The 18,114-nt window shown below is 61.1% G+C and carries 20 protein-coding genes; 13 read left to right on the top strand and 7 right to left on the bottom strand.

The window, feature by feature from the left end; translation table 11 throughout:
• Positions 1-59 precede the first annotated feature (59 nt).
• Entirely contained in the window at positions 60-716 is a 657-nt protein-coding gene (locus tag ACA070_RS27520) for a class I SAM-dependent methyltransferase (RefSeq protein ID WP_497449096.1), read from the bottom strand.
• Positions 713-1,177, bottom strand: a complete 465-nt coding sequence (locus ACA070_RS27515) for a YbaY family lipoprotein (protein WP_497449095.1) — start codon at positions 1,175-1,177, stop codon at positions 713-715. Before ACA070_RS27515 ends, ACA070_RS27520 begins: the two co-directional genes overlap by 4 nt.
• Before the next feature lie 127 nt (positions 1,178-1,304).
• On the opposite strand from ACA070_RS27515, the gene nrdR reads away from it, so the two are divergent.
• The 12 genes from nrdR to ACA070_RS27455 all read left to right on the top strand — a co-directional run bounded on the left by nrdR (position 1,305) and on the right by ACA070_RS27455 (position 10,322).
• Positions 1,305-1,769, top strand: a complete 465-nt coding sequence (gene nrdR / locus ACA070_RS27510) for a transcriptional regulator NrdR (RefSeq protein WP_003228656.1) — start codon at positions 1,305-1,307, stop codon at positions 1,767-1,769.
• Positions 1,766-2,899 carry a bifunctional diaminohydroxyphosphoribosylaminopyrimidine deaminase/5-amino-6-(5-phosphoribosylamino)uracil reductase RibD gene (gene ribD / locus ACA070_RS27505; RefSeq protein WP_497449094.1) on the top strand — a complete coding sequence of 378 codons (1,134 nt, stop codon included), beginning with the start codon at positions 1,766-1,768 and terminating at the stop codon, positions 2,897-2,899. The genes nrdR and ribD overlap by 4 nt, the downstream gene beginning before the upstream one ends.
• Before the next feature lie 46 nt (positions 2,900-2,945).
• Positions 2,946-3,623 (top strand): riboflavin synthase, encoded by a 678-nt coding sequence (locus ACA070_RS27500; protein WP_497449093.1) that lies wholly within the window; start codon positions 2,946-2,948, stop codon positions 3,621-3,623.
• A gap of 16 nt (positions 3,624-3,639) precedes the next feature.
• Positions 3,640-4,731 (top strand): bifunctional 3,4-dihydroxy-2-butanone-4-phosphate synthase/GTP cyclohydrolase II, encoded by a 1,092-nt coding sequence (gene ribBA, locus ACA070_RS27495; protein ID WP_090179339.1) that lies wholly within the window; start codon positions 3,640-3,642, stop codon positions 4,729-4,731.
• Positions 4,732-4,822: 91 nt separating this feature from the next.
• Complete coding sequence (gene ribH, locus ACA070_RS27490; RefSeq protein WP_003185938.1) at positions 4,823-5,299, top strand: 6,7-dimethyl-8-ribityllumazine synthase; 477 nt, start codon at positions 4,823-4,825, stop codon at positions 5,297-5,299.
• Positions 5,296-5,796, top strand: coding sequence for a transcription antitermination factor NusB (nusB, locus tag ACA070_RS27485; protein WP_034153728.1), 501 nt, complete (start codon positions 5,296-5,298; stop codon positions 5,794-5,796). Before ribH ends, nusB begins: the two co-directional genes overlap by 4 nt.
• Positions 5,797-5,974: 178 nt before the next feature.
• Positions 5,975-6,940 (top strand): thiamine-phosphate kinase, encoded by a 966-nt coding sequence (gene thiL, locus ACA070_RS27480; RefSeq protein WP_497449092.1) that lies wholly within the window; start codon positions 5,975-5,977, stop codon positions 6,938-6,940.
• Entirely contained in the window at positions 6,937-7,440 is a 504-nt protein-coding gene (locus ACA070_RS27475; protein ID WP_131062001.1) for a phosphatidylglycerophosphatase A family protein, read from the top strand. The genes thiL and ACA070_RS27475 overlap by 4 nt, the downstream gene beginning before the upstream one ends.
• A gap of 22 nt (positions 7,441-7,462) precedes the next feature.
• On the top strand, positions 7,463-8,200 hold the full coding sequence (locus tag ACA070_RS27470) for a substrate-binding periplasmic protein (protein WP_497449091.1): 738 nt from the start codon (positions 7,463-7,465) through the stop codon (positions 8,198-8,200).
• Positions 8,201-8,488: 288 nt separating this feature from the next.
• The gene (gene ribA / locus ACA070_RS27465) at positions 8,489-9,106 is read left to right on the top strand and encodes a GTP cyclohydrolase II (RefSeq protein ID WP_438661313.1); all 618 of its coding nucleotides are present in this window, start codon (positions 8,489-8,491) and stop codon (positions 9,104-9,106) included.
• Positions 9,103-9,522: an MFS transporter gene (locus tag ACA070_RS27460; protein WP_497449090.1), complete on the top strand. Its 420-nt coding sequence runs from the start codon at positions 9,103-9,105 to the stop codon at positions 9,520-9,522. Before ribA ends, ACA070_RS27460 begins: the two co-directional genes overlap by 4 nt.
• The gene (locus ACA070_RS27455; RefSeq protein ID WP_497449089.1) at positions 9,522-10,322 is read left to right on the top strand and encodes a cobalamin-binding protein; all 801 of its coding nucleotides are present in this window, start codon (positions 9,522-9,524) and stop codon (positions 10,320-10,322) included. The genes ACA070_RS27460 and ACA070_RS27455 overlap by 1 nt, the downstream gene beginning before the upstream one ends.
• Positions 10,323-10,448: 126 nt before the next feature.
• Here ACA070_RS27455 and ACA070_RS27450 read toward each other — a convergent pair whose 3' ends face one another.
• The 5 genes from ACA070_RS27450 to ACA070_RS27430 all read right to left on the bottom strand — a co-directional run bounded on the left by ACA070_RS27450 (position 10,449) and on the right by ACA070_RS27430 (position 17,011).
• A complete protein-coding gene (locus ACA070_RS27450; RefSeq protein WP_497449088.1) occupies positions 10,449-12,332 on the bottom strand; it encodes a TonB-dependent receptor domain-containing protein in 1,884 nt (627 codons plus the stop codon).
• Between the two features lie 156 nt (positions 12,333-12,488).
• Complete coding sequence (dxs, locus tag ACA070_RS27445) at positions 12,489-14,387, bottom strand: 1-deoxy-D-xylulose-5-phosphate synthase (protein ID WP_497449087.1); 1,899 nt, start codon at positions 14,385-14,387, stop codon at positions 12,489-12,491.
• Between the two features lie 91 nt (positions 14,388-14,478).
• Positions 14,479-15,366: a (2E,6E)-farnesyl diphosphate synthase gene (gene ispA / locus ACA070_RS27440; protein ID WP_497449086.1), complete on the bottom strand. Its 888-nt coding sequence runs from the start codon at positions 15,364-15,366 to the stop codon at positions 14,479-14,481.
• Positions 15,363-15,605, bottom strand: coding sequence for an exodeoxyribonuclease VII small subunit (locus ACA070_RS27435; RefSeq protein WP_007894317.1), 243 nt, complete (start codon positions 15,603-15,605; stop codon positions 15,363-15,365). Before ACA070_RS27435 ends, ispA begins: the two co-directional genes overlap by 4 nt.
• A gap of 260 nt (positions 15,606-15,865) precedes the next feature.
• The gene (locus ACA070_RS27430) at positions 15,866-17,011 is read right to left on the bottom strand and encodes a Fic family protein (RefSeq protein ID WP_497449085.1); all 1,146 of its coding nucleotides are present in this window, start codon (positions 17,009-17,011) and stop codon (positions 15,866-15,868) included.
• A 276-nt stretch (positions 17,012-17,287) separates the two neighbouring features.
• On the opposite strand from ACA070_RS27430, the gene ACA070_RS27425 reads away from it, so the two are divergent.
• A complete protein-coding gene (locus ACA070_RS27425) occupies positions 17,288-18,079 on the top strand; it encodes a YfaP family protein (protein ID WP_497449084.1) in 792 nt (263 codons plus the stop codon).
• Positions 18,080-18,114: the final 35 nt, after the last annotated feature.

Genomic DNA, 18,114 nt, shown 5'->3' with positions numbered 1-18,114 from the left:
CCGCGCCGATTTGAAGACCGACGCCGGACCTGTAGGAGCGAAGCTTGCTCGCGAAGCTTTTAGCCGCGCCGAGCATGGTAAAGGCTCACATGCCGAAACTCTTCAGGCTCGGCCAGGTCCGGCAGCGTCATCGCTTCCAGCATTTCGATACGTTGATACAACGGATGCCTGAAATCCCTCACCCGCGAATCCGCCACCAACGCCTCCCGTCCCCGGCTCAAAAACTCATCAAGCAACGGCAAGTTCGCCCGGTCATACAGCACATCTGCAACGAGAATCAGATCAAACCGATCCGCCTCGGCGAAAAAGTCCGTCGAGTAACTAAGCTGTACATCATTGAGTTCCGCATTCGCCCGACACGCGGCAATCGCCAGCGGATCCAGGTCACAGGCCACCACCTCCAGCGCGCCGGCCTTGACTGCCGCGATCCCCGCCACCCCCGAACCGGCGCCAAAATCCAGCACCCGCTTGCCTTTGACCCATTCAGGGAAGTCGGCGAGATAACGGGCAACCGCCAGACCGCTGGCCCAGCAGAAACTCCAGTACGGCGGTTCATGCAGAATCCGCCGGGTTTCTTCCGGGCTGAACGCGCGGTCCATGTTGTCGCCGTCGATCAGCCAGAGTTTCAGCTCAGTATCGGGCAATGCGACAGGCACAAGCTGCGCATCACCGAGCAATTCACCCAACGCCTGTTGCAGGTCAAGCGGTGCAATCATGGCGCTTTGACGAATTGCAACTGACCCAAAGCCTGGGTTGTCGGCTGGGTAATGACCTGCGACGGCAGGTGCAAAATCAACTGGCCAGACTGGCTGGCACGGCCACGCAGTTCAACGCGAACGCCCGCCGGGAACGATTCCGGGTTGAAGCGCAGGTGAAACGGCAACACTTGATTGGTGCCGATCAGGCTGGAACTGGCGAGCAATTGTTGCGGGCGGTCCTTGTCGTCGATCACCAGCAACGCCAGTTCGACTTCGGCACCGGCCGGCACGCCTTGCAGGGTGCCGCTCAGTTCACGCTGATAGGCGGGCAGCGGGCCGAAGTTGGCCGACTCCTTGGCTTTTTTCTGCGCCGCCTGCGGGGCGGGCCCTGGCGTCGGCGGCTGGGGCTTGGGCGCATCGCTGCTGCAGGCCACCAGCAGGCTGAAAAGACTGAGCAAGACGAGCGGTCTTAGGGACATTTGCGGCTCCAGCAAGGTGAAATCCATGAATCAGGCATATAGCCCGTCTGTATACCGTAAACCCTATGGCTTGTCTTGCCACGGGGATGCGCTACCATGGCCCTCCCTTTTTTTGTTGCCTGCCACCATGCACTGTCCCTTCTGCGGTGCCAACGACACCAAGGTCATCGACTCGCGTCTGGTCGCCGAGGGCGAACAGGTGCGCCGCCGGCGTGAATGCCTGGCCTGCGGCGAGCGTTTCACGACGTTCGAGACTGCCGAACTGGTGTTGCCGCGCCTGATCAAAACCGACGGTAGCCGTCAGCCCTTCGACGAAGAAAAACTGCGCGCGGGTATGCAGCGTGCGCTGGAGAAGCGCCCGGTGAGTGTCGAGCGCCTCGAATCGTCGCTGGTGCACATCAAACACAAACTGCGCGCCACCGGCGAGCGCGAGGTCAAATCCCTCGTGGTCGGTGAATTGGTGATGGCCGAGCTGCAAAAGCTCGACGAAGTCGCCTACATTCGTTTCGCCTCCGTGTATCGGCGCTTCCAGGACCTCAACGAGTTCCGCGAAGAGATCGATCGCCTGGCCCGTGAGCCGGTGAAAGAATGACCACCTCCGCAGAACTTGCCATCCTCGACGCCCATTACATGGCCCGTGCCCTGGAACTGGCGCGCAAAGGTCATTACACGACGCACCCCAACCCGCGTGTTGGCTGTGTGATTGTGAAGGGTGGGCAGATTGTCGGCGAAGGCTGGCATGTGCGTACCGGCGAACCCCACGCCGAAGTCCACGCCCTGCGTGCCGCCGGCGACAAGGCCCGTGGCGCCACCGCTTACGTGACCCTCGAACCGTGCAGCCACCACGGCCGCACGCCGCCCTGCGCCGATGCGCTGGTGAATGCCGGCCTCGCACGCGTCGTCGCGGCGATGCAGGACCCGAATCCGGCAGTGGCCGGTCGCGGCATGCAGCGCCTGGCCCAGGCTGGCATCGCCACCGAAAGCGGCGTGCTGGAAGGCGAAGCGCGCAAGCTCAACGAAGGCTTCCTCAAACGCATGGAACACGGCTTGCCGTTTGTGCGGGTGAAGTTGGCCATGAGCCTGGACGGTCGCACGGCGATGGAAAGCGGCGAAAGCCAATGGATCACCGGTACAGCGGCGCGTTCGGCGGTACAACGCCTGCGCGCGCAGGCCAGCGTGGTGCTGACCGGCGCCGATACGGTGCTGGCGGACAACGCCCGGCTGACCGTGCGTGCCGATGAACTGGGCCTGGACGCCGAGCAAACGGCCCTGGCCATGAGCCGTCCGCCGCTGCGTGTGCTGATTGACGGCCGTTTGCGCGTGCCGCTTGATGCACCGTTCTTCAAGGCCGGTCCTGCGTTGGTCGCCACGTGCATGGCGGTCGAAGAGCAATACGCCAACGGTCCGGAATGCCTGATCGTGGCCGGTGACGATGGCTTGGTCGACCTGCGCAAACTGCTGGTCGAACTCGCCGCCCGTGGCGTCAACGAAGTGTTGGTCGAAGCGGGGCCGCGTCTTGCGGGGGCGTTTGCCCAGCAAGGTCTGGTGGACGAATTCCAGATTTTCATCGCTGGCAAGTTCCTTGGCTCCTCGGCACGGCCGTTGCTGGACTGGCCGCTCGCGCAAATGAAGGATGCGCCCGAGCTCAAAATCACCGAAATTCGCGCGGTTGGCGATGACTGGCGAGTCATCGCCATTCCTGCGCCAGCGGCGAGCGTATAATTCCCGGCCTGCGCCAAGCGACGGCTTCGTTCTCGAGGAGGACTCCATGTTTACCGGCATCATCGAATCCATCGGCAGTATTCGTGCATTGACCCCAAAAGGCGGAGATGTGCGAGTACACGTAGAAACCGGCAAGCTCGATCTGAGCGACGTCAAACTGGGCGACAGCATCGCGGTCAACGGCGTGTGTCTGACCGCCGTTGAATTGCCGGGCAATGGCTTTGCGGCGGACGTCAGTCGCGAAACCCTCGACTGCACCGCGATGAATGACTTGAAAAGCGGCAGCCCGGTGAACCTGGAAAAAGCCCTGACCCCGACCACTCGCCTCGGCGGGCATCTGGTCAGCGGGCACGTCGATGGCGTGGGCGAAGTGGTTGCCCGTACCGAAAATGCTCGTGCTGTTGAATTCCGTATCCGTGCACCGAAAGAACTGGCCAAGTACATCGCCCATAAAGGCTCGATCACCGTCGACGGCACCAGCCTGACCGTGAACGCGGTCGATGGCGCCGAGTTCCTGCTGACGATCATTCCGCACACCCTGAGCGAAACCATCATGGCGTCGTACCAGCCAGGTCGCCGGGTGAACCTCGAAGTCGACTTGCTGGCACGTTATCTGGAGCGCCTGCTGTTGGGCGACAAGGCCGCAGAGCCCAGCTCCAAAAATAGAGAGCCGGGGAACATTACCGAAGGCTTTCTCGCCGAAAACGGCTACCTCAAATCCTGACCCAAGGGGGTGCCTTGTGGCGCTCAATAGCATCGAAGAACTGGTTGAAGACATCCGCCAAGGCAAGATGGTCATCCTCATGGATGACGAAGACCGCGAGAACGAAGGCGACCTGATCATGGCCGCCGAGTGCTGCAAGGCCGAACACATCAACTTCATGGCCAAGCACGCCCGTGGCCTGATCTGCATGCCGATGAGCCGCGAGCGCTGCGAACTGCTCAAGCTGCCCCTGATGGCACCGCGCAACGGTTCCGGCTTCGGCACCAAGTTCACCGTGTCCATCGAAGCGGCCGAAGGTGTGACCACCGGCATCTCCGCTGCTGACCGCGCGCGCACCGTGCAAGCGGCCGCGGCGAAAGACGCCAAGGCTGAAGACATCGTCAGCCCCGGTCACATCTTCCCGCTGATGGCTCAGGCCGGCGGCACCCTGGCGCGCGCTGGCCACACCGAAGCGGCGTGCGACCTGGCGCGCATGGCGGGTTTCGAGCCGAGCGGTGTGATCTGCGAAGTGATGAACGACGACGGCACCATGTCCCGTCGCACCGAACTCGAAGCCTTCGCGGCCGAACACAACATCAAGATCGGCACCATCGCCGACCTGATTCACTATCGGATGATCCACGAACGTACCGTTCAGCGGATTGCCGAGCAGCCTTTGGACAGCGAACTGGGCCAGTTCAACCTGGTGACCTATCGTGATTCCGTGGAAGGCGACGTGCACATGGCCCTGACCCTGGGCACCGTGTGCGCCGACGAGCCGACCCTGGTTCGAGTGCATAACATGGACCCGCTGCGCGACCTGTTGATGGTCAAGCAACCGGGCCGCTGGAGCCTGCGCGCCGCCATGGCCGCGGTGGCCGAGGCCGGCAGCGGCGTGGTGCTGTTGCTCGGTCACCCGCTCGATGGCGACGTGTTGCTGGCGCACATCCGTGAAACCGCGGACCAGACCGCCGTGAAAAAACCGACCACCTACAGCATCGTCGGTGCCGGTTCGCAGATCCTTCGGGACTTGGGCGTACGCAAAATGCGCTTGATGTCGGCGCCAATGAAATTTAATGCGATATCCGGTTTCGATCTGGAAGTTGTAGAATACGTGCCCTCCGAATAATGACCGGTTGTTTCCAGTCCTTGATTCGCGGCTAACACATCACCGAGGGACGCGTAGAAAACGCGTCCCGGCTCTTTAAGAGATCTAACGAATGACCCTGAAGACCATCGAAGGTACCTTCATCGCCCCTAAAGGCCGCTACGCTTTGGTAGTGGGCCGTTTCAACAGCTTCGTCGTTGAAAGCCTGGTCAGCGGTGCAGTTGATGCCCTGGTTCGCCACGGCGTAAGCGAAAGCGACATCACCATCATCCGCGCGCCTGGCGCCTTCGAAATCCCGCTGGTTGCGCAGAAAGTCGCTCAGAAGGGCGAATACGCGGCAATCATCGCCCTGGGCGCGGTCATTCGTGGCGGTACTCCGCACTTCGAATACGTGGCGGGCGAATGCACCAAGGGCCTGGCCCAGGTGTCCATGGAGTTCGGCGTTCCGGTCGCTTTCGGCGTCCTGACCGTTGATTCCATCGAGCAAGCCATCGAACGTTCCGGCACCAAGGCCGGTAACAAAGGTGCCGAAGCTGCCCTGTCCGCTCTGGAAATGGTCAGCCTGCTGGCGCAGTTGGAGGCCAAGTGATTAGCGACGAAAGCGATCGTTTCAACCCGCGCGAACCGCGTCCAACGGACGCCGGCAAGCCTTCGAAAAGTGAAAAGCGCCGCGCTGCCCGTCAGTTGGCGACTCAAGCGTTGTATCAGCGCCACATGGCCAGTACTTCGCTGAACGAAATCGAAGCGCAGTTTCGCGTCGACAACGATTTCACCTTCGCCGATGCCAGCTACTTCCACGACATCCTGCACGGTGTCCCGGCCAGTCTGACCGAGATCGACACTGCGTTGGCACCGTGCCTGGACCTGACCATCGAAGAGCTGGATCCGGTTGAACTGTGCGTACTGCGCCTGTCCACCTGGGAACTGCTCAAGCGCGTCGACGTGCCGTACCGCGTTGTGATCAACGAAGGGATCGAACTGGCGAAAGTCTACGGTTCCACCGACGGCCACAAATTCGTCAACGGTGTACTCGACAAGCTGGCCCCGCGTCTGCGTGAAGCTGAAGTGAAGGCGTTCAAGCGCTAATCGGCGCTTGAAGCCAGTGTCCTGTCTCGCCGATGCGTTCCTTTTTTGGCGAGTGGCTGTTGTTGTCAGACAAGGCGCCGCGACGAGTCATAGCTGGCTATGGCGAGGAGCGGCAACGCAGTCTGGCGACAACAGACGCCGCTAAAAAAGGAACAGCATTGGTGAGACAGGATACCTGATGGGTGAGTTTGAGCTGATCCGCAACTTCTTCGCCGCCGCGCCTTGTGCGCAGGGCGGTGAAGGCGTTGCCCTCGGGATCGGCGATGACTGCGCCTTGCTCGCTGTTCCCGCAGGGGAGCAGCTGGCCATTTCCACCGACACGCTGGTTGCCGGCGTGCACTTCGCAAATCCTTGCGACCCGTTTCTGCTTGGTCAGCGTTCGCTGGCTGTAGCCATCAGCGATCTGGCTGCCATGGGCGCCACCCCCGTTGCCTTTACCCTTGCCCTGACCTTGCCGACGGTGACCGCCGATTGGCTGGATGCCTATGCCCGTGGTTTGAACCTCATGGCCCAGAGCTGTGGTGTGGCGCTGGTGGGCGGCGATACCACGCGGGGACCGCTGAGCCTGACAATGACTGTGTTCGGTCGAGTGCCGGCCGGCAAGGCGTTGACCCGCAGCGGTGCGCAACCCGGCGATTTGCTCTGCGTGGGCGGTGAGTTGGGCAATGCGGCGGGTGCCTTGCCGCTGGTATTGGGTCAGCGCACGGCTGAAGCCGCCATCGCCAATCCATTGCTGGCCCATTACTGGTCGCCGCAGCCGCAACTGGCGTTGGGTCAGGCACTGCGTGGCAAAGCCACCTCGGCGATGGATATCTCCGACGGCCTCCTCGCCGACTGCGGGCATATCGCCTTGGCGTCGAAGGTTGGCATTCAAGTTGAACGGGACCGACTGCCGCTGTCGAACGCTTTAGTGGCCTTCCTCGGTCAATCGGCCGCCGAAGAGGCAGCGCTGAGTGGCGGGGACGATTACGTGCTGGCCTTCACCCTACCGTCCGTCGAGTTGCCTGCATTGCTGGCCGACGGTTGGCCGATCCACGTGGTCGGCAGGGTAGAGGCCGGGCAGGGCGTGACGCTGCTGGATGCCGCAGGGCAAGACATCACCCCGCAAACCCGGGGCTATCAACATTTTCGGGAGACACCGTGACAGATCATCCCAAACAGGTCCCGGCGGAATTCGTACCGCCTTCAGTCTGGCGCAATCCCTGGCACTTCCTGGCGTTCGGCTTCGGCTCGGGCACCTTGCCAAAAGCACCGGGCACCTGGGGTTCGTTAGTTGCGCTACCCTTTATTCCGTTGTGGCAGATGTTGCCCGACTGGGGTTACTGGCTGATGCTCGGCATCACCATGCTGTTCGGCTTCTGGCTGTGCGGCAAGGTTGCCGACGATTTGCGGGTACACGACCACGAAGGCATCGTCTGGGACGAAATGGTCGGGATGTGGATCACCCTGTGGCTAGTGCCGGAAGGTTGGTACTGGTTGCTGGCGGGGTTTGTGGTATTCCGCTTCTTCGACATTCTCAAGCCTTGGCCGATCCACTGGATCGACCGGCATGTGCACGGCGGCGTCGGGATCATGCTCGATGACGTATTGGCAGGCGTGTTTGCGTGGTTGGCGATGCAAGGGCTGGTATGGATTTTCGCCTGACAGGCGAGACAGGGGACTAGGGATGGCTCGACGCTGGTTGGCTGCGATGGTTTTCGCCCTGTTTTGCCCGTTCACCCAAGCGGGCGATGCCGCGCCGATGCCGTCCGTGATTCATCTGGCCAGCGAAGACTGGGAAGACTACACCGCCGCTGACGGCCATGGCCTGGGGTGGGACGTGCTGCGGGAAGTGTTCGAGCCGGCCGGCGTCAAACTGGACATTCGCACCGAGCCTTACACGCGCTCCGTGGGGCTGGCCCAGCGTCGTGAAGTGGACGCCTGTGTCGGCTCCTACCATGACGAGAACAGCGATCTGCTTTATCCGCGCTGGAACTTCGATACCGATCACATCTATGCCCTGGGGCTGGCGAGCAACCCGGCACCGACTCCGCAGACGCTGGGCAACTATCGACTGGCCTGGGTCCACGGCTACGACTATCAGGATTACCTGCCCAATGTGCGGCGCTACAACGAAGTCATTCGGCGCACCGGCATTTTGTCGATGCTGACCCGCAACCGCGCCGACTATTACATCGACGCGTTGACCGAAGTCGACTATGTCCTGAAGTGGGCCAAGGATCCTTCGCAGTTTCGTCGCACTCATATTGCGGAATTGCCGCTGTACTTGTGCTTTGCCGATACGCCCAAAGCCCGCACGTTGATGGCGCTGTTCGACCAGCGCATGGAGGTGCTGGTGAAAAGCGGCCGGTTGAAACCGATCTTCGAACGCTGGAAGCAACCGTATCCGTTCAGCCCGAACTGAACACAGGTCCTGTAGCAGCTGGCGAAGCCTGCGTTCGGCGGCGAAGCCGTCGTAAATTCAGGCGCCAAGGTGTATCCGGCTGACCGAGTCGTCAGGTTTCACGACGGCTTCGCCGCCGAACGCAGGCTTCGCCAGCTGCTACAGAGTGCGCGCAGGCCGGGCCTCAGGCGCTTGAGATCTAACTTTTGGATCGTTATGCCCCATAATTCAGCCTAAGCGTCTGCAGGAACCTGCTGTTACAATGCCGCCTCTGCGAATCTCCAGTACTTATTGATCAGGAGCACACCGGTGCCTGTCGTTTTTGTCGCCGCTTCCAAGCTGCCAACGCCTTTTGCGCAATTCACCATGCACGGCTTTCTCGATGAAGAAAGCGGGCGCGAGCATGTGGTGCTGAGCCTGGGTGAGTTCGCCGACGGTGCCCCGGTACTCGGCCGGTTGCACTCCGAATGCCTGACGGGCGATGCCTTGTTTAGCCAGCGTTGCGACTGCGGCTCGCAACTTGAGGCCGCCTTGCAGGCCATCGCCCGTGAAGGCCGTGGCGTGTTGCTCTACTTGCGTCAGGAAGGCCGTGGTATTGGCCTGCTGAACAAGATCCGCGCCTATGAATTGCAGGATGGCGGCGCCGACACCGTTGAAGCCAACGAACGTCTGGGCTTTGCCGCCGACCAGCGTGACTACGCCATGTGCCTGCCGATGCTCGAACACCTGGGTGTGAAATCCCTGCGACTGATGACCAACAATCCGCGCAAGGTCAAAGCGTTGACCGACATGGGTATCGTGGTCGCTGAACGCGTGCCGCTGCACACCGGCCATAATCCGCACAACAAACTCTACCTCGCCACCAAGGCCAGCAAGCTCGACCACATGATGGGCAACGAGCATCAGGGCGAGGCAGACCGGGCGTGACGCGCGGTCAAGTACGGCGGCGATTGTCATTCAACTGGTGGCAATACCTGGCCCTGGCCTTGCTGCCGCTGTTCGTGATCAATGGCGTGTTCGGCCAGAGCGAGGCGATTTTGCCGGTGCTGGCGATGCCGTTGTTCATTGTCGGTGTCGCCTCGATGTTTGTCAGCCTGAAGTTTTTCGGCGGCTACAAGCACGCACTGATCGCCACCCAGAAAGCTCTCGACACCCCTGAAGAACCCGCCGCCTGGATCACCCTGGCCGCCAAGCGTCGCACGGCGTTGCTGGTCGCGAGCCTGCCGGCCTGGATCGGTGCGTTGGCGGTGTTCGTCGGCCTCGAAGCGGTGCCGTTGGTGCTGCTGGCGCTGTCGACCACGGTGCTGTTTTACCTTTACCGTATCCCGCGTCAGCTCGGCTGATGTTTCGCGTCTGGCTGGCGGTGTTGCTGCTGGCCATCAGCGGCTCGGCGGCTGCGGTCGAGCGCGTTGTCAGCCTCGCGCCGTCTCTGTCTGAAATCGTTGTCGAGTTGGGCTCCGCAGACCTGTTGGTCGGCGTGCTGGATGCCGGTGAGCGTCCTGCCGAACTTAAAGGTCTTCCATCGGTTGGCCGCTACGGCCAGTTGGACATGGAACGGTTGCTCAGCCTCAAACCCGATTTGCTGCTGCTCTGGCCTGGCAGCGTTGGCCCGGCCCAGCGTGAGCAGCTTAAGCGACTGAACATCCCCACGTATGTCGCCGAACCTCACTCCCTCGAACAACTGGCTGTGCAGATCGAAGCGATCGCCACGCAACTCGGTCGGCCCGAGCGTGGCGTTTCATTGGCTGCGCAATTACGCCTGCGACTGGACGCGCTGCGCCAGCGCTATCGCCGGGATGAACCGTTGCGGGTGTTTTATCAGGTGTGGGATCGACCGCTGTACACCGTGGGCGGCGGGCAGATCATCAGTGATGCGCTGGAAGTGTGTGGCGCGCGGAATGTGTTTGCCGACCTGACATTGCCGGCGCCGCAGGTCAGTGTCGAGGCGGTGTTGCAGCGTAATCCCGAGGCGATTCTGGCCGGTGATCAGGCGCAACTGGATGCGTGGAAAGCGTGGCCGCAGGTGGCGGCGGTGGCGCAGGGGCGGTTGTTGTTGGTGACGGATAAGGGGCTGGAGCGACCGAGTGGGCAGATGATCGAGGCGACGGCCAAACTTTGCCAAGTGATTGCGCCGGACCGGTGAGACCGAGGTGTGGCTTTCGCGGGCAAGTCGGGTCGCCGCATCGCTCGCTCCTACAGGTCCGGTGTGACCCTTGTAGGAGCGAGGCTTGCCCGCGAAGAGGCCCGCTCGAACACCAGATATTTCAGATCAAAGTTCCGGTGTCCAGGTCACCCCAAACATCCACGCCCGACCTTCCTCGCGATACCCATACTGACTGCCGTCATGGCTGTACAACGCCCGGCTGTACCCCTTGTCCAGCAAGTTATCGACCTTCAGCTCAAGCTTGATCTCGCGATTCAATTCCCAGCTGCTACGCAACCCCAGCAACGCATACCCGCCTAATGGCTGCTGATTGTTCTCATCGTCATAGCTGCTGCTCACCGCTTGCCAGCTGGCGCCGAGGCCGAGCCGATCGAACTGTCGATCAAGATCCAGGCTCAAGGTCCGCCGTGCCCGACGCGCCAGGGTGTGGCCGCTGTCGCGATCCCTTGGGTCGATGATCGCCACGCCGAGGTTGCTCTGCCAGCCAAACAGTTCCTGTTTCAATGCCGCTTCGAATCCGTTGATGCGTGCCGAGGCGACGTTCTGTGGCCGTGAGTTGCTGCCGAAAATAATCGCGTCTTCAAGGTCGGTGCGATACAGCGAAGTTTCGAGGCGACTGGTCTCGGTCAACTGGCTGCGCCATTGCAGCTCGTAGCTTTTCGAGGTTTCGGGCTTCAGGTCAGGATTGCTGAAATCCGGGTAATACAAGTCATTGAAGGTCGGTGCGCGGAAGCCTTCGCTGTAAGTCAGCAGCACGTCGTTGTCCGGGTTCAGCGGCAGCGTAAAAGTGCCGCTCCAGCTGTTCTGGCCACCGAACTGCTGGTTCTGGTCCCGGCGCAAACCCAGTTCCGTGGAGAAGCTGTCCGCCTGGTAGCGATGCTGGATAAACGCCGCGCGGTTCCAGCGGCTGTCCTCGTCGAACGGGGTGCTGCTGTTGATCCGGTCTTCGTACCAGTCGCCGCCGATAATCAGGCTGTTGCGCTCATTCAGCGTCAGGTCGTTTTGCCAGTTCACCGAATCACGGTACGTATTGAACACGCTGCGCTCATCGCTGAGCTTGTCCAGGGTCTTCTCGCGGTTTTCGCTGTGACCGAATTCGACGCGGGTTTTCCAGAGGTCATTGGCCCGTGCATCGACGTAACTGCTGATGCTGCTCACGGCAAAATCGCTGTAAGGCTGCTGCTGGAGCGATTCAAAGGTTGTCGTGTCAAAGCGGCCGAATGGGTTGTCGAACTCGCTTTTGCCGCGGTTATCCAGCACGTTGGCGCCGATTTCGATGTCGTCGGTGAGGGCATGGCTCAGGCTAAAACTCACTGACTTGTTACGGTACTCATCGTGATCGCCGTCGCTGGGATAGGACGTGTGAGTACGATTTATTCCGGCTGTTTCATCGAGGCTGGCGCCGAGGTTGAAGCGGGTTTTCTCATCGCCACCGGACAGTCCGAGGCTACGTTCCCAGGTCTGGTGGCTACCGAAGCCGACGTGTAGGCGGGGTTGCAGGCCTTGTTCGCCGCCACGCCGGGTGAAAATCTGAATCACCCCGCCAATTGCATCACTGCCGTAAATCACCGAACGGGAGCCGCGCAGCACTTCCACGCGCTCGACCTGTTCGATGTTGATGTGCTGCAGGTTGCTGTCGCCGGAGGTCGAGTTGCCGATGCGTTGACCATCCACCAGCACCAGACTCTGCGCCGACTTGGTCCCGCGAATGTAAATCCCCGGCAGGCTGCCACGCCCGCCGGTTTGCCCGACCTGCACGCCCGGCACCCGACTCAGCAAGTCCGTGACGCTGCTCGGTTGCAGGCGATCGATGTCTTCGCGGGTGAACACGGTGTTGGCAGCGCTGCTGTCGTTACGTGCTTCGACCTGGCGGTTGGCGCTGATCAACACTTCGGGGAGTTTCAGGGCTTGATCGCGCTCGAAGGTGTCAGCCAGGAGTTGACCGGCCGGCAGCAGGGTCAGCGTCAGGGCGAGGGGGGAGAGTTTCATCGGCAGTCCGTTGGGGCTTTAAAGCGAAGACAATTTTTGAAAGTCACAGAAACCACTGTGGGAGCGAGCCTGCTCGCGATGAGGGTGTGTCAGTCAAAGAATAGGTGACTGTCAGACCGATATCGCGAGCAGGCTCGCTCCCACAGGGTGATGCGTTTAAATATTTAGCAATTGCAGACGCTCGCGAATCGAAGCTTCGATCCCGGCCTCATCCAGCCCGCACTCGGCCAGCATTTGCGCAGGCTTCGCATGCTCGACGTAACTGTCCGGCAAGCCCAGGTGCAGAATCGACTTGAGGATGTTTTCCCGCGCAAGGAACTCGCTGACCGCGCCACCGGCGCCGCCCATGATCGCGTTTTCTTCAATGGTCACCAGCAACTCGTGGCTGCCAGCGATTTCGCGTACCAGTTCCTCATCCAGCGGTTTGACGAAACGCATGTCGACCACGGTCGCATCCAGCTTCTCGGCGACTTTCAGCGCCTCGGCCAGTTGCACGCCGAACACCAGCAGAGCGACTTTGCTGCCCTGGCGACGAACCACACCTTTGCCGATTTCGATCGGTTGCAGGTCTTTCTCGATCGTTGCGTTCGGGCCACTGCCGCGCGGGTAGCGCACCGCCGCCGGGCCGTTGAACAGGTGACCGGTGGTGAGCATTTTGCGCAACTCGTTTTCGTCGCTCGGGGTCATCACCAGCATGCCGGGGATGCAACGCAGGAACGACAGGTCAAAGCTGCCCGCATGCGTCGGGCCGTCTTCGCCCACCAGGCCTGCGCGGTCGATGGCGAACAGCACGTCGAGGTTTTGCACCGCGACGTCATGAATCAGTTGGTCGTAACCGCGTTGCAGGAATGTCGAATAAATCGCCACCACCGGTTTCGCGCCTTCGCAGGCCATGCCGGCGGCGAGGGTCACCGCATGTTGCTCGGCAATCGCCACGTCGAAGTAACGCAGCGGAAAACGCTCGCTGAACGCCACCAGGTCGGAGCCTTCTTTCATCGCCGGGGTGATGCCCACCAACCGCGGATCAGACGCGGCCATGTCGCACAGCCATTCTCCAAACACGCCGGAATACTTCGGGCCGCCGGATTTTTTCGGCGCAGCGGCCGGAGCATCAACGGGTTCAAGTTTGGTGATGGCGTGGTAACCGATCGGGTCGACTTCCGCCGGGGCGAAGCCTTTTCCTTTCTTGGTGACGACGTGCAGGAACTGCGGGCCTTTCAGATCGCGCATGTTGCGCAGGGTGGCGATCAGGGTCGGCAGGTCGTGGCCATCGATCGGGCCAATGTAGTTCCAGCCCAGCTCTTCGAACAGCGTGCCGGGAACCAGCATGCCTTTTGCGTATTCTTCGGTGCGACGGGCGATTTCCCAGGCGCCGGGCAGGCGAGACAGGACCTTTTTGCTGCCTTCACGCATGCTCGCGTAAGTGCGGCTGGAGAGGATTTTCGCCAGATAATTCGACAGCCCGCCGACGTTGCGCGAGATCGACATATCGTTGTCGTTGAGGATCACCAACATGTTGGCGTTGACTTCCGGCGCATGGTTCAGCGCCTCGAACGCCATGCCCGCGGTCAGTGCGCCGTCGCCGATCACGGCAATCGCCTTGCGATCACTGTTTTGCAGGCGGGCGGCAATCGCCATGCCCAGCGCTGCGCTGATCGAGGTGCTGGAGTGGCCGACGCCAAAGGTGTCGTACTCGCTCTCGGAACGACGCGGGAAAGCCGCGACGCCGTCCTTCTGGCGCAGGGTGCCCATGCGCTCGCGACGGCCGGTGAGGATTTTGTGCGGATAGGCCTGATGACCCACGTCCCACACCAGCCGGTCGTCCGGGGTGTCGAAGACGTAATGCAACGCGATGGTCAGCTCGATGACGCCCAGGCCGGCACCGAAATGCCCGCCGGTCTGTCCGACCGTGTAGAGCAATTCCAGGCGCAACTCATCGGCCAGGGTTTCCAGCTCTGCTTCGCCTAACCGGCGCAGGCCGTCCGGCGTGTTGGCACGGTCGAGCAGGGGCGTGGTCGGGCGCTTGCGGGGAATCTCATGAAACGTCGTGGGCATCAGGCGAATCGTTATAGGTATAAAAGATGCGGCAGTTTACCTGATGCATCGCCCCCTGCCCACGCGTTGCTCTTTTTTGGCGGATACGCTGTCAACTGCGCCGTTCGACGATATAACGGGCCAGATCGCGCAGTGGCTCGGCGGCCGCGTCAAACGGTCGCAGCGCATGCAGGGCCTGATCGCGCAGTTCCAGGGCGTAAGCCTTGGCCGCGTCGAGGCCGAGCAGGGCCGGGTAGGTCGGTTTGTCACGAGCGATGTCGGCGCCCTGGCGTTTGCCGAGGGTTTCGGTATCGCTTTCGACGTCGAGAATGTCGTCCTGCACCTGGAACGCGAGGCCAATGGCTTGTGCATAGGTCTGCAAGGACTTCAGTTCGTCCTTCTCGGCGCGGCCGCTGGCCAGGGCGCCGAGTTTGACGCTGACTTCGATCAATGCACCGGTTTTGTGTCGGTGCATGGTTTCGAGGGCTTTTTGATCGAGCTTCAGACCGACCGAACCGAGGTCGATGGCCTGACCGCCGACCATGCCTGCCGGGCCTGCCGCCAACGCCAAGGCGCTGACCATTTGTAGATGGGTCTCAGCGTCCGAGGTGCTCAGGCGCGGGTCGAGCAGGGCGCTGAACGCCAGGCTCTGCAAGCCGTCACCGGCCAGGATCGCGCAGGCTTCGTCGAATTTCTTGTGCGTAGTCGGCTGGCCACGACGCAGATCGTCGTCGTCCATGGCCGGCAAATCGTCGTGCACCAGGGAATAGGCGTGAATCAGCTCCACCGCGCAGGCTGCGCCGTTGGCTTGCTCAGCCTTGCCGCCCAGCGCTTCGCACGCCGCGTAGGCCAGCAGCGGACGCACCCGTTTGCCGCCATTCATCACGCTGTAACGCATGGCTTCGTACAACCGCGCAAGCTCAGGGCTCGGCGCGTTGAAGAGGGTTTCCAGCGCCGCGTTGACGCGGGCCTGGCTGGTCGCCGAATACGCTGCAATCATTCTGGCTGATCCGCGTCGAAGGGTTCCTCGGCCAGCTCGCCATCACGCTCGAGCAGCACTTGAACCTTCTGCTCGGCCTGGGCCAGTGCCGCCTGGCAATCGCGAGTCAGACCGATGCCCTGTTCGAAAGCCGTCAGCGAGTCTTCCAGCGACAATTCGCCGTTCTCCAGTCGCTCCACCAGCGTTTGCAGGTCAGCGAGGGATTGTTCGAAATCCAGTGCAGCTTTTTTGCGGGCCATGGCGGCTATTTCCGGTTGACGTTAAACCGGCGCGACACTAGCAGACATGGGGGTTATGGGCAAATGAGAGGGGTGTTTTGAGCTGCACTGTCGGGCTGAAAACAAACCCTGTGGCGAGGGAGCTTGCTCCCGCTGGGTCGCGCAGCGGCCCCAAAACCATTCGCCCAGGTTTTTTCAGGAATACCGCATTCAGCAATTTACGACTGCTGCGCAGCCGAGCGGGAGCAAGCTCCCTCGCCACAGGACAGAGTTGATCCTGATTAATCAGTGGAGGCATCGGGGTAGCTGATCTGGTATCGAGTATTGCGCCCGCCGCCTGGCAGACGCTTCAAATAGCCTTTCTCGAGCAGTTCGCTCAGATGACGAGTGGCAGTGGCCTTCGAAACCTTCGCCACTGCCTGATACTGCGCCGCACTGATGCCCTTTTCGAAACCGCGTTCCCCGCCATCCAGCAAACGATTCAGTACTTTGGTCTGTTCCGCCGTCAACGCCGACGCCTGATGTGCCTGCCAGAAACGCGCCTTGCCGAGCACTGATTCGATCCGCGCCATGGCCTGTTGCAGGCTGCGCAAAAGAGTCTTCAGGAACCATTCCAGCCAATCAGTAATATCCGTCGTCGCCTTCTGGCTGGTTTCCAGTACCCGGTAGTAGCCGGAGCGGTCCTCGAGAATGCTCGCTGACATCGCATAAAAACGAATGGCCTGTGCTTCGCCCTGAGCCAGCGCCAGATCGGTGAGGGTGCGTGTCAAACGACCATTGCCGTCGTCAAAGGGATGCAAGGTGACGAACCAGAAGTGCGCAATACCCGCCCGCAGCAATGGATCGAGCCCATCCTGACTCCGGCTGGCTTCAAACCAGGCAAGGAACGTATCGAGGTGTTGCTCAAGGCCTCGGCGGGGCGGTGCTTCGAAGTGGATGATCGGCCTGTCGAGGCGCCCTGAAACTACCTGCATTGGCTCATCACCACGCAATGCGCCGACATGGATCGATCTAGCAGCGAGGTCAGTGTCCTTATCCGGAAACAGCCATCTATGCCATTCCAGTAAGCGCTCCAATGTCAGCGGTTTCTCAAAGTGTTGAGTGGCATCGAGCATCAACTGCGCCAGCCCTTCGCTGCGCTGGCTGACGTGATCGCCATCGATCTGTTCCAAACCCAAACGCCTCGCCAGCGAAGAGCGGACCGAGCCAACATTCAGCTGTTCACCTTCGATAGCCGAAGACGTCACGATGTTCTGCGATAACGCATCCAGTTCGCTCTGCGCGCTGAGTGATCTACTCACGGAACTGGCCATGCCCATCAGCCGACCTTGCGCCTGTACGCACTCGCGCAGCAGCGGTGTCAGGCGCTCGGCTTGCCAGCTGAAATTCGGCCAGTCGGGCTGCTGCCAGATCCAGTGAGGTGCCATGAGTTCAGTGCTCTGAGGTCAATGAGCCGAATAATAGTCGTATTCGGCTCATTTTGTGAGCCGAATAACCTCGCTAATCGGCTCACGGACTCAAATGTGCGTGATTCCTACCGCAAATGTAGATGTATCCGATTGTTAAAAAACTGCCGAATGGCTAACCTTCGCGCCTTCTACGACCCAATAGTCACGGGTCTTTCTGACGAAACGCAGTTTTTGGATCTGTAACGCGCCGAGGATCGGGCGCAGGGTTTCGTTATGCATGGCAGGAGGCGTCACATGCGTTCATTACTTCTAGTGCTGATGGCGTTGGTCTGCGCGACCGCTGCCTGGGCCGAACCGACGGCTGAGTTGTCGGAACCGGTCGGCGGCTGGCGTTTCAACGGCCTGCTGGACCGCAGTGAATACCCTCAAGTTGCCTATCCGACACCGCCTATCGATCGGGGCGTGCAGCGCAATCGCACGATGATTCAGGGCCAGCTCAAGGCCATCGGCACGCAACGCGGGCCGCACACGCTGGCCGTCAACGGCAACCCCCTGAATCTGTACACCGACGACCAAGGGCGTTTCGCCCGGCCGTATGCGTTCGGCGCGGGCTCCAACAGCGTCGAAGTGCGCAGTGCCGAAGGCAAATCCCTCAAGCGCGTTCAATTCTTTGAGGCCAACAACCTGCGCACCCCGGCGCGGATTCGCGTGGTGCTGGGGTGGGACGATCCGAAAGCCGAACTCGATCTGCACATCATTACCCCCGACGGCCAGCATGCGTTCTGGGCTCGCCCGGCGATGAGCAACGGTGGCGGTCTGGACCCGGACGGCGTCGATGGCCCCGGCCCGGAAATGTTCACCATGACCGCGCCGATGCATGGCACCTATCTGGTTTACGTGAACTATTGGGGCAACTTCGGCAGCGGCGGCTATAACTTCGATGAGACCAGCAACCAGAACGAGGTCATCACCTCGCAAATCAACCTGGTGCTCAACGAAAACACCGTCGACGAAAAACGCGAGACCTTCATCGTGCCCCTGCGCGCGATCGGTGACCTGCTGCTGGTCAAGACTTTCAACTATTAAGCATCCCGCTCCACGGATGAATTGCCGAGCTTTGG

The organism is Pseudomonas sp. LBUM1678, assembly GCF_059695575.1.
The sequence above is the reverse complement of the archived record's forward strand: the minus strand, read 5'-3'. Positions and strand labels throughout refer to the sequence as shown.

What these genes read in the sequence shown, in the direction of transcription:
- ACA070_RS27515 (WP_497449095.1), bottom strand. Translation starts at nt 1,177, where the DNA reads ATGTCCCTAAGACCGCTCGTCTTGCTCAGTCTTTTCAGCCTGCTGGTG.
- thiL (WP_497449092.1), top strand. Translation starts at nt 5,975, where the DNA reads ATGGGTGAGTTTGAGCTGATCCGCAACTTCTTCGCCGCCGCGCCTTGT.
- ACA070_RS27435 (WP_007894317.1), bottom strand. Translation starts at nt 15,605, where the DNA reads ATGGCCCGCAAAAAAGCTGCACTGGATTTCGAACAATCCCTCGCTGAC.
- ribD (WP_497449094.1), top strand. Translation starts at nt 1,766, where the DNA reads ATGACCACCTCCGCAGAACTTGCCATCCTCGACGCCCATTACATGGCC.
- ACA070_RS27425 (WP_497449084.1), top strand. Translation starts at nt 17,288, where the DNA reads ATGCGTTCATTACTTCTAGTGCTGATGGCGTTGGTCTGCGCGACCGCT.
- ACA070_RS27455 (WP_497449089.1), top strand. Translation starts at nt 9,522, where the DNA reads ATGTTTCGCGTCTGGCTGGCGGTGTTGCTGCTGGCCATCAGCGGCTCG.
- ACA070_RS27430 (WP_497449085.1), bottom strand. Translation starts at nt 17,011, where the DNA reads ATGGCACCTCACTGGATCTGGCAGCAGCCCGACTGGCCGAATTTCAGC.
- ACA070_RS27470 (WP_497449091.1), top strand. Translation starts at nt 7,463, where the DNA reads ATGGCTCGACGCTGGTTGGCTGCGATGGTTTTCGCCCTGTTTTGCCCG.
- dxs (WP_497449087.1), bottom strand. Translation starts at nt 14,387, where the DNA reads ATGCCCACGACGTTTCATGAGATTCCCCGCAAGCGCCCGACCACGCCC.
- ispA (WP_497449086.1), bottom strand. Translation starts at nt 15,366, where the DNA reads ATGATTGCAGCGTATTCGGCGACCAGCCAGGCCCGCGTCAACGCGGCG.
- ribH (WP_003185938.1), top strand. Translation starts at nt 4,823, where the DNA reads ATGACCCTGAAGACCATCGAAGGTACCTTCATCGCCCCTAAAGGCCGC.
- ACA070_RS27450 (WP_497449088.1), bottom strand. Translation starts at nt 12,332, where the DNA reads ATGAAACTCTCCCCCCTCGCCCTGACGCTGACCCTGCTGCCGGCCGGT.
- ACA070_RS27520 (WP_497449096.1), bottom strand. Translation starts at nt 716, where the DNA reads ATGATTGCACCGCTTGACCTGCAACAGGCGTTGGGTGAATTGCTCGGT.
- nrdR (WP_003228656.1), top strand. Translation starts at nt 1,305, where the DNA reads ATGCACTGTCCCTTCTGCGGTGCCAACGACACCAAGGTCATCGACTCG.
- ACA070_RS27500 (WP_497449093.1), top strand. Translation starts at nt 2,946, where the DNA reads ATGTTTACCGGCATCATCGAATCCATCGGCAGTATTCGTGCATTGACC.